The organism is Lysinibacillus sp. FSL R5-0849 (assembly GCF_038595075.1).
Lineage (GTDB): Bacteria > Bacillota > Bacilli > Bacillales_A > Planococcaceae > Lysinibacillus > Lysinibacillus fusiformis.
The window spans coordinates 3,298,271-3,313,581 of sequence record NZ_CP152004.1 but is presented as its reverse complement, the minus strand read 5'-3'; the positions used below and the strand labels follow the sequence as shown (position 1 = coordinate 3,313,581).

The following is a 15,311-nucleotide window of genomic DNA, read 5'->3' as shown; positions in this document are numbered from 1 at the left end:
TCACTACAAAGAAGGGATGTCTATTGGCTGATTTGACCATGACAAGGCTATATGAGGTGATGATCGTCTTGTATGCGATCAGTCTAGTTTTTTACTTTACTGATTATTTTTATAAGCAAGTACGAGCAAGGCGCATTGCTTTCTGGCTTGTTTCATTTGTATGGATGATTCAAAGTGCCATTATTATTTTAACGTTTGTGGAAACAAAACGCTTTCCGATCTTATCATTGTCAGAGGGGATTCTATTTTACTCCTGGTTACTTGTGACGTTATCCATTATCCTGCATTGCATTGCAAGAGTAGACTTACCGGTATTTATTATAAATATATTAGGATTTTTGTTTGCTAGTATATTTACATTTATGCCTAAACGTCCTACGGGAACTGTCGGAGATACATTAATTTCGGAAATGCTTTTTATTCATATATCATTTGCGATATTGTCATATGCAGCATTCACATTAACATTTGTGTTTGCCATTTTATATCTAGTTTTATATCGATTACTGAAGAAGAAAAAGTGGTCGCATCTTTGGACAAGACTACCATCTTTACAGCAAACGAGCAACTGGATGAATGTATCATTCTTTATTGGAATCCCAATGCTATTTATAAGTTTAATATTAGGGTTTGAATGGGCATTATTAACATTAGAGAGTCTTTCGATTTTCGATGCGAAGATCATAGGATCCTTCATTATTTTAATTTTGTATTGCTTTATCTTATATGTGAATCGCAAAAGCAAGCTGATAGGTACAACTTATGCATGGGTACATATTTATGCCTATCTATTAGTTGTTGTGAACTTCTTCTTAGGAAGTAGTTTATCGCGATTCCATTTATGGTATTAGAGGAAAGGTTGGAGACTGTTGAGAAAAATTATTGTAGGTTCTAGGAGAAGTAAGCTAGCACTAACGCAAACAAATTGGTTCATTAATGAATTAAAGGCTGCTGGTGCTCCATTTGAATTTGAAGTAAAAGAAATCGTGACAAAAGGTGATCAAATTTTAGATGTACAGCTTTCAAAGGTAGGGGGAAAAGGATTGTTCGTTAAAGAAATTGAACAAGCCCTTTACGATAAAGAGATTGATTTTGCTGTCCATTCTATGAAAGATATGCCTGCTGTATTGCCGGAAGGTTTAGTAATTGGCTGTATTCCTCCACGTGAAGATGCACGTGACGCTTTTATTTCGAAGGGACATGTTAAATTTGCTGATCTTCCTGCAGGAGCTGTAGTCGGGACAAGTTCTTTACGTCGTAGTGCACAGCTACTAACAGTACGTCCGGATCTTGAAATTAAATGGATTAGAGGAAACGTTGATACACGTTTAGCTAAGCTTGAGACCGAAGAATACGACGCGATTATTTTAGCAGCAGCCGGTTTAAAACGACTTGGTTGGAGTGAAGATGTTGTCACTGAATTTTTATCAGTAGAAGATTGTTTGCCAGCCGTAGCACAAGGTTCTCTTGGTATTGAATGCCGTGGAGATGATACTGAGCTATTAGCCGAGTTAGCTAAATTAACAGACCAATTAACATGGCAAGAGGCACATGCTGAACGAGCATTCTTGGCGGCCATGGATGGCGGGTGCCAAGTACCAATCGCTGGCTATGCTACATCAAATGGGGATGAAATTACTTTAACTGGTCTTGTTGCTGCACCTGATGCATCAGTTGTATATAAAGAAACAGTAGTTGGTTCAGACGCACAAAAAATAGGGGAAGAGCTGGCTACTATTTTAACGAAACAAGGAGCTTTCGATTTAATTCAACGTGTGAAGGCAGAGCAAGATGCAAAATGATTTACCTTTAAGAGGTAAAACGGTACTTTTAACAGGTACATCTAAAACAACAGCTATTGTAGATGATATTGCAGCTTTAGGTGGCCATGCAGTAATTGCCCCATTAATTGAAACATGCGAACGTATGGACAACGATGATGCAAAACTGTTGAATAGTGCGCTTCAATTTGACTGGGTTATCTTTACGAGTCAAAATGCTGTAGATGCCTTTGCTAATAAGATGGAGCGGCATCAATTAAGTGCCAAAAATTTTCAAGCGAAAATTGCTTCCATTGGGACAAAAACAACTACAGCGTTAGAAAATCTAGGATTTCAAGTGAGCTTTATGCCTTCCGTATTTAGTGCTGATATTTTCGTCAAGGAATTTCCAAGTATAGCTGGCGACCATCCAAGTTGTCTGTTTATTCGTGGAGAAAAGGCGAAAAGTACATTGAAGGATGGACTGCCCTTTAATTTGAAAGAATGGACAGTTTATGAAACGGTAGAACGACATGATCAAATATCAGCTATTATTAATTGCATCCATCACAATGAGGACGTCACAGTGATTTTTGCTAGTCCTTCAGCTGTTGATGTATATGCAAAAAGTGTAGCAGTACATGTTGGATGGCAAGCAACTAGGGTTGCAGCCATCGGCCATATTACGGAAGCAGCTCTTGAACAATACGGTGCAACTGTGGATATTATGCCAAGTGTATATACAATGCAAGCAGTCATCGAAGAATTAATGAAAGTAGGGGACAAATCATGACAAAACTACAATTTCAAAGACATCGTCGTTTGCGTGCCAATGCAACGATGCGATCAATGGTAAAAGAAACATACTTACATAAAGAGGACCTGATTTATCCTATTTTTGTAATAGAGGGCGAAAATATTAAAAATGAAGTACTATCTATGCCTGGTGTTTTTCAATTTTCATTAGATAAGCTAGAAGCAGAAATTGATGAGGTTGTTGCATTAGGAATCCCAGCTGTAATTTTATTTGGTTTACCGGCTGAAAAAGATGCTGTTGGAACTGGTGCATTCCATGATCATGGTATTGTCCAAGAGGCGACTCGCTTAATTAAAACGCGTCATCCTGAGCTTTTAGTCATTGCGGATACATGCTTATGTGAGTTTACGGATCATGGTCATTGTGGCTTAATTGAAGGCGATCAAATTTTAAATGACCCTTCCTTAGATGTTTTAGCTCGTACAGCAGTATCACAAGCAAAGGCAGGCGCAGATATAATTGCTCCATCTAATATGATGGATGGTTTTGTTGCAGCCATTCGTGCTGGTCTTGATGAAGCGGGCTTTGAGCATATTCCAATCATGTCATATGCTGTGAAATATGCGTCAAGTTACTATGGCCCATTCCGTGACGCGGCAGATGGTGCTCCACAATTTGGTGATCGTAAATCCTATCAAATGGACCCATCAAACCGTTTAGAGGCATTCCGTGAGGCAGAATCTGATATCGAAGAGGGTGCGGATTTCTTAATTGTTAAGCCAGCCCTAAGTTATTTAGATATTATTCGAGATATGAAAAATAATTATCCATTACCACTTGTTGCGTATAATGTCTCAGGGGAGTATGCGATGATTAAAGCAGCTGCTATTAATGGGTGGATTGAAGAGAAAAAAGTTGTGCTTGAAACATTATTAGGCATGAAACGTGCAGGTTCTGATTTAATTATTACGTATCATGCAAAAGATGTTGCACGTTGGTTGGAGGAGAAATAAATGACACGTTCTTACGAAAAATCAAAGCAAGCCTATGCTGAAGCTGTTCAGTTAATGCCAGGTGGTGTCAACAGCCCCGTTCGTGCATTCAAATCAGTAAATATGGACCCAATTTTCATGGAATCAGGCCATGGGGCTATCATTAAAGATATTGATGGTAATGAATATATAGATTATGTATTATCTTGGGGCCCACTCATTTTAGGACATACACATCCAGAGGTTGTCAAAGCAATTGCTGAAACTGCAGCAAAAGGCTCTTCCTTTGGTGCACCAAGCTATACAGAAAATCGTTTAGCTCAATTAGTGTTAGATCGTCTTCCAGGCATGGAAATGATTCGCTTCGTTTCTTCGGGAACAGAAGCTACTATGTCTGCATTACGTGTAGCACGCGGTGTTACAGGTCGTGATAAGATTTTAAAATTTGAAGGCTCTTATCATGGCCATGGTGATTCATTATTAATTAAAGCAGGATCTGGAGTTGCTACATTGGGTCTTCCTGATAGCCCTGGCGTACCTGCAGATATCGCTCGTAATACGTTAACTGTAGCCTATAATGATTTAGAAGGCGCTAAAGCTGTTTTCGAAAAATTTGGCGCAGAGTTAGCAGCAGTTATTGTAGAGCCAGTTGCAGGGAATATGGGTGTTGTACCACCACAATCAGGTTTCTTAGAGGGCTTACGCGAATTAACAACTTCACATGGTGCGTTATTAATCTTTGATGAGGTTATGACGGGCTTCCGTGTTGATTATGGTTGTGCACAAGGTTACTTCGGAGTTACACCTGATATTACGACGTTAGGGAAAGTAATTGGCGGAGGCCTTCCAGTGGGTGCGTTTGCTGGTACTAAAAAAATTATGGAGCAAGTAGCACCAGCTGGACCAATTTATCAAGCAGGTACACTTTCAGGGAATCCATTAGCTATGACAGCGGGCTATGAAACGCTATCACGTTTAGATCACAGTACTTATGAATACTTTAAACAACTAGGCGATCAGCTAGAGGCTGGTTTCCGTGAAGCGGCGACGAAGTACAAAATTCCTCACACTGTTAATCGTGCAGGTTCTATGATTGGCTTCTTCTTTACGAATGAAGAGGTCATTGATTTTGCAACTGCTAAATCATCGGATTTAGCCTTATTTGCTGAATACTTCCGTTTGATGGCTGAGGAAGGAATTTTCCTACCACCGTCTCAGTTTGAAGGGTTGTTTATCTCTACTGCACATACAGAGGAGCATATCGCAAAAACGGTTGATGCCTTCCATAAAGTATTTGCACAATTAGCTAAGTAATTGATAGGGCATGCTAGAAAAAAATCTAGCATGCCCTTTTGTATACATAAGTTAGAAGTCATTGTAGTACTTGAGCAATAAAAGAACAAAAGAGAAAATATAGCATATATTAACTAGTAAGGACAATCATCTATACTGGATGAAGGACCTGCTTTTGTCAAAATTATATCTTTCAGCATAGCCAAAATGTGGACGATATCGTTTATAATATAGCTATTCATAAAAGAAAGTAGTGAATTGATATGGCAACAGGCACACATACGGTCGAAGTACCCGTAGGAATTGAACATGTATGGGATTTCGTCAGTGATATGGAGAAATGGGCAAAGCTAGTCCCAGGTTATAACGCACATGAAATGATTGATGACAAACATTCAACATGGACTTTTAAAGGAAATGTGGGAGTTCTGAAAAAAACAGTTGAAGTAGAAATTATTATTTTAGAGTGGGTATCCCCGTCCAAAGTGACATTTGAACTTAAAGGTCTTTCGGATAATTTCACAGGAAATGGCTATTTCCTTGCAGAAAGCATGGATGCTGAAAACACAAAAATGACAGGCTTCTTAGAGGTTATTGCTGGTGGATTAGCTGGACCTGTTTTAAACCCAATTTTCAAACCGATTGTACCAAAGGCAACGCAAATGTTAACAGATCGTGTAGCAAATAAAATCAAATTAGTACATGTTTAATGGATGTAAGTACATTCATAAAAATGGCATGCTAGAAGTAATGTTCTAGCATGCCATTTTTATATGAATTTCCTCTTTTTTTATACGGTTGAATAGGAAGCTTTCTAGCATACTATCCCCTCATAAGTCATATGATGCAAAGGGAGGGATTATTATCGAACACAAAACTTGGAATATGAGTGAAACATTTTGTTTTCCTGGGTACGGCTGCCCAACAGAAATAGCAGCTGTGCAAATTAAGCCACAGTGGCAGGCAATGCAGTTAGAGGATTCACTTCGACTAGTAGGCATCTATCATATCACCGCACATGTACGCTTCGATTTTCAAAATATGCAAGCTTTTACAGGCGATGAAGAATTAATTTCAATTGATGCCCTAGATGTCCAAGGAGATACAGGTTATTTTGAGTATGCCGTGCCATTACATGTCGATTTACCAAAGGAATCAAACCTTAAGGATATAATGGTCAAAGATATTCGCCCAAGCTTGACGAATCAGAAATGTCAGCTTGAATGGACAGTCACAAGCATCTTTAACGAATACGAGCCAGTTGTTGAAAATGACCATGTATTAGAAGATCAGTCCTTTACTGCCAGTGCCTATGAACATGAAGAGATACTTACTGTGCCAGAAGAAAGCATGCAAGTGAAAAAACAAACTACCGCAGTAGTAGCAGCTTCACACCAAGTGAAGACTCCAACAGTTGACCAAAAAACAAGTTTGAGAGAATCCTCAAGTCATATTGTTGTACGTGAGTCCAGCACTTGGCATGAAGTGCCTTCCATGATTTGGGATCTAACTGAAGAATATACACCGCTTAAAGTTCGTGTATCAAATGATGTCTTTCAAAAGTAAATAGCTGAGAAGTAGCAAGAGTAATAAGAAAATTAAATCACCGGATGTTGGAACAATAATGACACGGATAAATTGAAAACCACAAATCGGCACGATAATCGTTCTACAGTAAAAACGAACTTGCCTTATCCAAGGTGGTAAAAGCCAGGGGTTATACTTGCGTCGACGCATTTGAATATTCACTTCCTTTTCTATTTACTTTACTCTTATTAAAAGATGACTAAATCACTTGAAAAATTACACGTTTCTGCGGTACAATAAGGAAAATCAAATACAGATGCTATGATAGGGAAGAGTAAATTATGTTACATTTTCAGAGAGGAAACGGTAGCTGAGAAGTTTCTATTTGTACTTAATTGAAGGTAGCCCTTGAGCAGCTTTAGTGAACTAACAGTAGTTAAAGCCGGTTAAACACCGTTACCGAATTAAGAGCCAGTAGATAAGGCTGAGAAATGTATTCGATGATCATTTCCTTAACCGCTGCTGGAATTAAAGGTGGTACCGCGAACTAAAACTCCTTCGTCCTTTTAGACGAGAGGAGTTTTTTTTATTTGGTGAAGTGATTGCTTTATCAATAGTCTTCAAATATTAGGAGGAGTCAATATGACAGAAAACATTTCAATGCCAACTAAATATGACCCACAGTCCATTGAAGCCGGTCGCTACGAATGGTGGTTGCAAGGGAAATTTTTTGAGGCACAGCCAGAAAGTGGGAAAGAACCTTATTCAATCGTTATTCCACCACCGAACGTAACAGGTAAATTGCACCTTGGTCATGCATGGGATACAACTTTACAAGATATCCTCATTCGTATGAAACGTATGCAAGGATATGATGCACTTTGGTTACCAGGTATGGACCATGCAGGTATTGCTACACAGGCAAAAGTAGAAGCAAAGCTACGTGAGGATAATATTACACGTTATGATTTAGGACGTGAAAAATTCCTCGAGAAAACATGGGAATGGAAAGAAGAATATGCTGGGCATATCCGTGATCAATGGGCAAAGCTTGGCCTTGGATTAGACTACACACGTGAGCGTTTCACACTTGATAAAGGTCTTTCGGAGGCAGTTAATACAGTTTTTGTTCAATTATATGAAAAAGGCCTAATCTATCGTGGTGAACGCATTATTAACTGGGATCCAGCTGCTAAAACAGCATTGTCTGATATCGAGGTTATTTACCAAGATGTGCAAGGTGCCTTCTATCATATGAAATATCCTTTAGCTGATGGCTCAGGATATGTAGAAGTTGCGACAACACGTCCTGAAACGATGCTTGGTGACTCTGGCGTAGCTGTTCACCCGAAAGATGAACGTTATCAGCATTTAATTGGTAAAACGGTTATTTTACCGATTGTAGGTCGGGAAATTCCGATTGTAGCAGATGACTATGTTGATATGGAATTTGGAACAGGGGTTGTAAAAATGACACCTGCCCATGATCCAAATGACTTTGAAGTTGGTAATCGTCACAATCTTGAGCGTATCCTCGTGATGAATGAAGATGGCACAATGAACGAACTTGCTGGCAAATACAACGGTATGGATCGTTTTGAATGTCGTAAGCAAATTGTTGCTGATTTACAAGAAGCGGGTGTGTTAATACGCATTGAAGAACATATGCATTCAGTAGGGCATTCTGAACGTTCTGGTGCTGTTGTAGAGCCCTATCTTTCAGCACAATGGTTCGTTAAAATGCAACCACTTGCAGATTCTTCATTAGAGCTTCAAAAAGACCAAGAAGGTAAAGTGAACTTTGTTCCGGCTCGTTTTGAAAATACTTATTCTCGCTGGATGGAGAATATTCGTGATTGGTGTATTTCTCGCCAATTATGGTGGGGCCATCAAATCCCGGCTTGGTACCATAATGAAACAGGTGAAATTTACGTAGGAAAAGAAGCACCGGCTGATGCAGACAATTGGACACAAGATGAGGATGTACTAGATACATGGTTCTCTTCAGCGCTATGGCCGTTTTCTACAATGGGCTGGCCAGACGAGGCAAATGAAGAATATAAACGTTACTACCCAACAAATACACTCGTAACAGGCTATGATATTATTTTCTTCTGGGTATCTCGAATGATTTTCCAAGGTCTTGAATTTACAGAGCAACGTCCGTTCAAAGATGTGTTAATTCATGGTTTAGTTCGTGATGGTGAAGGGCGTAAAATGAGTAAGTCACTTGGCAATGGTGTAGATCCAATGGATGTTATTGAGCAATACGGTGCAGACTCATTACGCTACTTCTTAGCAACAGGTTCATCACCTGGTCAAGATTTACGTTATACTACTGAGAAGGTAGAGGCTGTATGGAATTTCTCTAATAAGATTTGGAATGCATCCCGTTTTGCCCTTATGAATATGGATGGAATGACATATGATGAAATCGACTTAACAGGTGAAAAATCGGTTGCTGACAAATGGATTTTAACACGCTTAAATGAGACGATTGAACGTGTAACATCTTTGGCAGAGCGCTATGAATTTGGTGAGGTTGGTCGCGAACTTTATAATTTCATTTGGGATGATTTCTGTTCTTGGTATATTGAAATGGCAAAATTACCATTATACGGTGAGGATGAAACTGCTAAAAAGACAACTCGTTCTATTTTAGCGTACGTACTCGATCAAACGATGCGTCTATTGCATCCATTTATGCCATTCATTACAGAGGAAATCTGGCAACACTTACCTCATGATGGTGAATCGATTACAGTGGCTGCATGGCCAACAGTACGCACGGATCTTCATTTTGCTGACGAAGCAGATAATATGAAGCTCCTAATGGATATTATACGTTCAGTACGTAATATTCGTGCGGAAGTAAACACGCCAATGAGCAAAAAAGTACCGTTATTTATCTCTGCGAAAGATGCTGCAACAGTGGCAGTACTTGAAGCGAATAAAGCCTATTTAGAGAAATTCTGTAACCCAGATACGTTAACAATTGGTGAAGGCTTAGAGGCACCTGGTCAATCGATGACAGCAGTTATTACAGGTGCTCAAGTTTTCCTACCGCTTGTTGGGCTTATTAACTTAGAGGAAGAAATCGCTCGTCTTGAAAAAGAGTTAGAGAAATGGGCAAAAGAAGTGAAGTTAGTGACAGGTAAGCTTTCAAATGAAAAGTTCGTATCGAAAGCACCTGAGGCATTAGTAAATGTAGAACGTGAAAAATTAGCGGATTATGAAAATAAGCACGCGGTTGTATTAAAACGTTTAGAGGAATTAAAAAATATGTAATAGTAGAGCAATGGATGACGATAAAGTTATCCATTGCTTTTTTTATGTAGAGAAAAAGTTATGCATTGAAATGGGTAAATATATGTAGTGCCATTTAGAATAATTAGTCTAATAGGTTAGGTGAATTATTATTATAGTAGGAAACAAAACCTAACGCAATATTATGTTGACGGAAAAGAAATGGTCTTTAATGGAATCGCTATACCAAAGCAATGGCTTTTTTTCGGGTTTATGGTATGAATGGAGATGTGAAATGACAGGTAATATGACAACCTATATTACGAAAGTCAATAAAGCATGTGATGACTTAGATTTTGTTAGTGCAAGGGTATTGATTGAAACAAATCTATTGAAATTATCAGATGCGAAATATTATCGTTTATTAAACACAAGTGCGCGTGTGCTTATTAAACATGTATTAGCAAATAGGCAAACTCAACAGGAATGTACAAAATTCTCACGGGCAGATATGTTAACCATCAATAAAATAAATGAGTATTGCTCAAATTTTGATATTTCAATGTTGAAAAGAACATTAAAAAACTCCTTTGAATTAGTACAACGTCCAGATGTTATGCCTTTATTAAACAATGATGCAAAAATCATTTTGGACAATATGGGTGCATTGCTAGGGGCTCACCAAGTACATAACAAAAATACTTATCAAACACGCAGTGGCTAGCTGTGTGTTTTTTCTATTGTTTTGTAATTAATCTATGTTATTAAACGTTACTTGTACTAAAATAGAGATATTGCAGTAAGAGGGAGTGTTTCTTTTGTTTAACACAATGAACGAATGTACGGAATTTATTTTTACACTAAAAGCCGTTGATCATAAACGTGCACCGCTTGTACTAATGAAAGAAGTACTAGCACATTTAGAGAATCCTCACAATAAACTACGCGTAATTCATGTGGCTGGTTCAAATGGGAAAGGTTCTACAGTGAATGCCCTTAGAGAAATGCTACAGCACACTGGGCACCAAGTAGGGGCATTTACTTCCCCACATTTAGAGCGAGTCAATGAACGAATGACTATTAATGGTGAGCCGATTACGGATGAACAATTTTTATACTATTTCAATAAACTAGCTAAGATTATAGAAGAACAATATAATGGTGATTTTCCAAGCTTTTTTGAAGTAGTCACACTCATAATGTTTCAGTTTTTTGCCGATCAGGAAATGGATATTGCGCTTATTGAAACGGGGCTTGGAGGGCGTTTAGATGCGACCAATGTCGTGACGCCACTACTTGCCATTATTACAACCATTTCACTTGAGCATACGGCCTTTTTAGGTGATACATTTGCCAAGATTGCCTCTGAAAAGGCAGGCATCATAAAAAGGGGTGTTCCAGTTGTTATAGGGGTTAGCAATGAAGAAGCATTAGCTGTTATTAAAGAAACGGCGGATGCACAGCAGGCACCATGCTTCATTTTAGGACAAGATTTTACTGTTTCAGATATATTACAAGGTACAGACGTTCAGCAATTCACCTATGAAAAAGGAAATATTGTGATGACTGATATAGCTTTAAAAATGGCAGGTCCCCATCAAATCAACAATGCAAGTCTGGCCATTACAGCAATCCTTGCATTACGTGAAGGGGCAGCTATTACTATATCAGACTCATCCATTCGGTATGGACTTCGATATGCACATTGGGCTGGCCGCTTCGAACAATGGCCTCAAAAAATTGTTTTAGATGGCGCCCATAATTCTGAAGGGACGGCTGCACTTATCCAAACACTCAAAAATGTATTTCCAAAAAGCCATTATCGTTTTGTGTATGCAGCATTAGCAGATAAGGATCATGCCAATAGCATTGCACTAATGGATGATGTTGCAACGTCGATTGCTTTTACACAAATCAATCTGCCTAATGCAATGCCTGCTGAAGACTTAGTCGTGTTATCAACAAATGCCGATAAATCGTACTATGAGGATTGGCTGGAATCGGTACAAACTGTACTACGTGAAAGAGCTGAAGAGGATATTGTGGTTATTACAGGCTCTTTATACTTCATTGCGGGTGTTCGCCAGTGGCTACAGGAGGAAGGACGATGATACCAGGATTTGATCATTATAAAAAGAAGTGGGCTGTCCACAGTGATGATGTCATAAAACCTGGTCTTGTGGCGATGGAGGAGGCTTTGCTATTAGCTGGAAACCCTCAGCAAGCCCTACATGTCGTACACTTGGCTGGCACAAATGGGAAGGGCTCCACATTAACCTTCCTTGAGGCTATCGCCAAAGAGCATGAATTACGTGTGGGCAAATTTATGTCACCCTGTATAGTCGATGTGCACGACCAAATTCAAATAGATGGTCAACCTATTACCGAGGCTGATATGGATGCTGTTTTTCGTCAAATGCATGCGGCTGGATTAAGCGGGAAACTAACTGATTTTGAACTTTTGACTGTAGTAGCATTTTTATATTTTGTGAATAAAGAAGTTGATATTTCTTTAATTGAAGCGGGTATGGGAGGATTATTGGATAGTACAAATGTAGTAACACCCATCGTATCCATTATCCCAAGCATCGCTCTAGAGCATACAAAATTTCTAGGCGATACAATCGACAGTATTGCGCGTCATAAAGCAGGTATTATTAAACAAAATCGTCCTGTCATTATCGGTAATTTGCCAGAAGATGCGAAACGTGTTGTTTATGAAGAGGCATCTCATAAAAAAGCTGCAGTTTTAGAAATAGGTAATCATTTTTCATTACACTCATTTGCTGAAGGAGACTGTTATAGAAATGACGAACAACATGTCCAATTCTCTCATCTAACCCGTTCAATGAAAGGGGCTCATCAGGGCGATAACATGGCACTTGCTATTACAGCATTCCTAGAAGTAGCAGCATTTCTTAATGTGTCTGTGAATCCAACTGCAATTCAGAAAGCTGTGAAACAAGCCGCCATTTTAGGTCGTTTTGAAGAAATCATACCATTTGTGATTGTCGATGGGGCGCATAACCCGGCAAGTGCTGAAAAATTAGTAGAAACGATTAAGGGTGAGTTTCCTGGGGAACGAATCACATTTGTTGTGGGTATATTAGCAGACAAAGACGTTCAACAAATTCTTCGACTGTTAGAGCAAGTTAGTGATGAATTTTATTTCGTTGATTTTGATAATCCACGAGCGATGGCTGCGCAAAATTTGCTGGAGCTTTCCAAAGCGACATCTAAAAATATCTTAGTGGATTATGCACAATTTTTACAGGTGCAATCAGACAACAAACAAAGAACGATCGTATCGGGCTCATTATATTTATTAACAGCAGTAAGAAATAGCTTGAAAATATGAAATGACTAGGACTCCTATTTGGAAGTCCTAGTTTTTTTATGAATGTATGCCGTTTTTGTTATGAATCAAATCTCAATAAATTCGCATTTACACTTCTAATTCTACATATACTTTTATATATTGAAATCTCGTTTTTATTGAAACGTGTACGGATAGGTGGAAGGATGAGGTGATAGATGGATGAAAATTGTAAGTCATGTAATGAAAAAACAAATATTTCGGGCAATGATTATTGGTGGATTTGTAGGTTTGTTAGGTGTTGCCATTTTTTTAGGTGTTTTACAAGCCAGTACCCAGTTACCGATAAAGAATAATGGCAGTGATGTGGCCACTAATCAATCACAATCAGAAACCATTCCTACTGCCGGTGAGAACACTAGTACATCAAATGCACCTATGTTTTATGCTAGTCAAGCAGGCGTGTATTCAAACTATGAGAGTGCAAGTGCATTTGTTGCCGAATACCCTGCATTAAAAGAGAGCGCAATTGTTGAGGTTGATGGCAAGTTTTATGTTTGGACAAGCATGGAGATTGAAGAAAGTCAGCTTAAATTTTTACAGGAACCCGCAACCTTTAAAAAAGCATTTAGTGTCAGTGGTGATAGCTGTAAGGAGCCAACCCTTGCGGAGGTGACAACTGCATTAGCAGACAAAAATGCTACAAAATTAAATTTTAAGGAGAAAGGGAAGGATTCAACTTTACCTGAGGATTGGCAGACAATTGGAGCAGCTGCTTCTACTATTTCCAACGATGTCAGCGTCATCCGTTTGCAAGTTTTTGCTCATTATCAGGCTAAAAATACATGTCTTCAAGTGAAATTTTAAAAGTAAAAGATAGTAAAATCATTATTATCTTGATTTTTAGAAAATTTTCAAATTGAACATTCTTCGGTATCATGAGGATAAGGAAGGATGGTCGGATCATATCATGTTAAAAACAAACCATAAACTTATACTTGCCTCTGCTTCACCAAGACGAAAGGAATTGCTGGGTATGCTAGCACTTCCGTTTGAGGTTCTGGCAAGTGAAGTTGAAGAAACAAGTGTACAAGCCAGTTCAATGCAGGAATATGTAAAAGGAGTAGCTCTCTTAAAAACACGGGATGTAGCGAAAAAAGCAACCAATGCAACAATCATTGGTGCTGATACAATCGTAGTCGACAATGATGAGCTGCTACATAAACCAAAATCTCGGGAGGAAGCTATTGCCCATTTATTACGGTTATCTAATCGCGAACATGTTGTGATGACAGCGGTCGCTATTATTGAACCTAGTGGGAAAGAAAACATCTTTGTGGAAGAAACCACGGTTGTTTTTCATTCTCTATCCAAGGAATTGATAGAAGCCTATGTCGATTCTGGAGACCCTTTCGACAAAGCAGGAGGTTATGGTATCCAGACGATAGGCACACTTTTAGTGAAACGAATTGAAGGAGATTACAACAATGTTGTAGGCTTACCACTTGCAGCGTTGTTTTCGCAATTGGTAAACCTACAAATTGTCCAATTTGCGAAGGAGTGAGCATTTTTGCTAGATAAGGCTTTGCCTACGTTGATGTTACGTGATGTTCATTTGGAAGATCGCCCTCGTGAAAGACTGATACGACAAGGGGCGGAAAGTCTATCCAATCAAGAGCTACTTGCTATTTTATTGAGGACAGGCACAAAAGAAGAATCGGTTCTTGTCCTCGCGAATCGAGTATTAACTGTTTTTGAACGTCTCCATCATTTAAAACACGCAACCATTGAAGAAATGGTCGCTATTAAAGGGATCGGTGAGGTGAAGGCTATTCAAATATTAGCCGCCATTGAACTTGGCCGACGATTGGCTCAAAAGCAGAATGATGAGAAATTTACTATTCGTTCTCCACAAGATGCTGCTGCTTATTTAATGCCTGATATGACTTCACTTAATCAGGAACATTTTGTTGTTCTTTTTTTAAATATTAAAAACCAAATTATTCACAGACAAACGATTTTCATAGGTAGTTTAAATGCCTCCATCGTGCACCCTAGGGAAATTTTTCGAGAGGCCGTGAAGCGATCTGCTGCATCAATTATTTGTGCACACAATCATCCTAGTGGAGTACCAACTCCTAGTGCGGAGGACATTGATGTCACAAAGCGAATTGAAGAGGCTGGTTATATTATGGGGATTGAATTAATTGATCATGTAATTATCGGCGATCATCAATTTATCAGTTTGAAGGAAAAAGGATATTTTTAACTCTGCAAGAAATTTGCAGAGTTTTTTTATCTTGAGCAGATGTCTTAGAGAAGCATTACGAACAAACTCGAAATATTTTAGCGCTATGACATTAGTGGCATATTCCTAAAATTTTTGTATTTTTTTGTGGTTTAATGGCGAACCTTTTTCG

14 protein-coding genes and 1 other annotated feature are annotated in these 15,311 nt (G+C 38.7%); all 14 genes read left to right on the top strand.

The window, feature by feature from the left end; genetic code table 11:
* The first annotated feature begins 38 nt into the window (after window positions 1-38).
* On the top strand, window positions 39-851 hold the full coding sequence (gene ccsA / locus MKY80_RS16305) for a cytochrome c biogenesis protein CcsA (RefSeq protein ID WP_008180665.1): 813 nt from the start codon (window positions 39-41) through the stop codon (window positions 849-851).
* Between the two features lie 18 nt (window positions 852-869).
* On the top strand, window positions 870-1,802 hold the full coding sequence (gene hemC, locus MKY80_RS16300; RefSeq protein WP_008180666.1) for a hydroxymethylbilane synthase: 933 nt from the start codon (window positions 870-872) through the stop codon (window positions 1,800-1,802).
* Window positions 1,792-2,553 carry a uroporphyrinogen-III synthase gene (locus tag MKY80_RS16295; RefSeq protein WP_008180668.1) on the top strand — a complete coding sequence of 254 codons (762 nt, stop codon included), beginning with the start codon at window positions 1,792-1,794 and terminating at the stop codon, window positions 2,551-2,553. The genes hemC and MKY80_RS16295 overlap by 11 nt, the downstream gene beginning before the upstream one ends.
* On the top strand, window positions 2,550-3,530 hold the full coding sequence (gene hemB, locus MKY80_RS16290) for a porphobilinogen synthase (protein ID WP_008180670.1): 981 nt from the start codon (window positions 2,550-2,552) through the stop codon (window positions 3,528-3,530). Before MKY80_RS16295 ends, hemB begins: the two co-directional genes overlap by 4 nt.
* Window positions 3,531-4,823 carry a glutamate-1-semialdehyde 2,1-aminomutase gene (hemL, locus tag MKY80_RS16285; RefSeq protein ID WP_008180672.1) on the top strand — a complete coding sequence of 431 codons (1,293 nt, stop codon included), beginning with the start codon at window positions 3,531-3,533 and terminating at the stop codon, window positions 4,821-4,823.
* Between the two features lie 242 nt (window positions 4,824-5,065).
* Entirely contained in the window at window positions 5,066-5,512 is a 447-nt protein-coding gene (locus tag MKY80_RS16280) for an SRPBCC family protein (RefSeq protein WP_008180674.1), read from the top strand.
* 175 nt (window positions 5,513-5,687) lie between these two features.
* Window positions 5,688-6,368: a hypothetical protein gene (locus MKY80_RS16275; RefSeq protein ID WP_008180676.1), complete on the top strand. Its 681-nt coding sequence runs from the start codon at window positions 5,688-5,690 to the stop codon at window positions 6,366-6,368.
* A gap of 273 nt (window positions 6,369-6,641) precedes the next feature.
* Window positions 6,642-6,898: a binding site (T-box leader), on the top strand.
* A gap of 73 nt (window positions 6,899-6,971) precedes the next feature.
* Window positions 6,972-9,617: a valine--tRNA ligase gene (locus tag MKY80_RS16270; protein WP_089986693.1), complete on the top strand. Its 2,646-nt coding sequence runs from the start codon at window positions 6,972-6,974 to the stop codon at window positions 9,615-9,617.
* A gap of 253 nt (window positions 9,618-9,870) precedes the next feature.
* Window positions 9,871-10,299: a hypothetical protein gene (locus tag MKY80_RS16265; protein ID WP_342530240.1), complete on the top strand. Its 429-nt coding sequence runs from the start codon at window positions 9,871-9,873 to the stop codon at window positions 10,297-10,299.
* 106 nt (window positions 10,300-10,405) lie between these two features.
* Window positions 10,406-11,686: a folylpolyglutamate synthase/dihydrofolate synthase family protein gene (locus MKY80_RS16260; RefSeq protein ID WP_342530238.1), complete on the top strand. Its 1,281-nt coding sequence runs from the start codon at window positions 10,406-10,408 to the stop codon at window positions 11,684-11,686.
* The gene (locus MKY80_RS16255) at window positions 11,683-12,933 is read left to right on the top strand and encodes a folylpolyglutamate synthase/dihydrofolate synthase family protein (protein WP_089986691.1); all 1,251 of its coding nucleotides are present in this window, start codon (window positions 11,683-11,685) and stop codon (window positions 12,931-12,933) included. Before MKY80_RS16260 ends, MKY80_RS16255 begins: the two co-directional genes overlap by 4 nt.
* Before the next feature lie 180 nt (window positions 12,934-13,113).
* Window positions 13,114-13,758 carry a hypothetical protein gene (locus MKY80_RS16250; protein WP_008180689.1) on the top strand — a complete coding sequence of 215 codons (645 nt, stop codon included), beginning with the start codon at window positions 13,114-13,116 and terminating at the stop codon, window positions 13,756-13,758.
* 103 nt (window positions 13,759-13,861) lie between these two features.
* Complete coding sequence (locus MKY80_RS16245; RefSeq protein WP_107922047.1) at window positions 13,862-14,455, top strand: Maf family protein; 594 nt, start codon at window positions 13,862-13,864, stop codon at window positions 14,453-14,455.
* A 6-nt stretch (window positions 14,456-14,461) separates the two neighbouring features.
* The gene (gene radC, locus MKY80_RS16240) at window positions 14,462-15,160 is read left to right on the top strand and encodes a DNA repair protein RadC (protein WP_043990751.1); all 699 of its coding nucleotides are present in this window, start codon (window positions 14,462-14,464) and stop codon (window positions 15,158-15,160) included.
* Window positions 15,161-15,311: the final 151 nt, after the last annotated feature.

Coding starts and splice junctions, on each gene's coding strand:
- MKY80_RS16270 (WP_089986693.1), top strand. CDS start 6,972: ATGACAGAAAACATTTCAATGCCAACTAAATATGACCCACAGTCCATT.
- MKY80_RS16295 (WP_008180668.1), top strand. CDS start 1,792: ATGCAAAATGATTTACCTTTAAGAGGTAAAACGGTACTTTTAACAGGT.
- MKY80_RS16275 (WP_008180676.1), top strand. CDS start 5,688: ATGAGTGAAACATTTTGTTTTCCTGGGTACGGCTGCCCAACAGAAATA.
- MKY80_RS16265 (WP_342530240.1), top strand. CDS start 9,871: ATGACAGGTAATATGACAACCTATATTACGAAAGTCAATAAAGCATGT.
- MKY80_RS16245 (WP_107922047.1), top strand. CDS start 13,862: ATGTTAAAAACAAACCATAAACTTATACTTGCCTCTGCTTCACCAAGA.
- MKY80_RS16260 (WP_342530238.1), top strand. CDS start 10,406: ATGAACGAATGTACGGAATTTATTTTTACACTAAAAGCCGTTGATCAT.
- MKY80_RS16250 (WP_008180689.1), top strand. CDS start 13,114: ATGAAAATTGTAAGTCATGTAATGAAAAAACAAATATTTCGGGCAATG.
- ccsA (WP_008180665.1), top strand. CDS start 39: ATGACAAGGCTATATGAGGTGATGATCGTCTTGTATGCGATCAGTCTA.
- hemL (WP_008180672.1), top strand. CDS start 3,531: ATGACACGTTCTTACGAAAAATCAAAGCAAGCCTATGCTGAAGCTGTT.
- hemB (WP_008180670.1), top strand. CDS start 2,550: ATGACAAAACTACAATTTCAAAGACATCGTCGTTTGCGTGCCAATGCA.
- MKY80_RS16255 (WP_089986691.1), top strand. CDS start 11,683: ATGATACCAGGATTTGATCATTATAAAAAGAAGTGGGCTGTCCACAGT.
- MKY80_RS16280 (WP_008180674.1), top strand. CDS start 5,066: ATGGCAACAGGCACACATACGGTCGAAGTACCCGTAGGAATTGAACAT.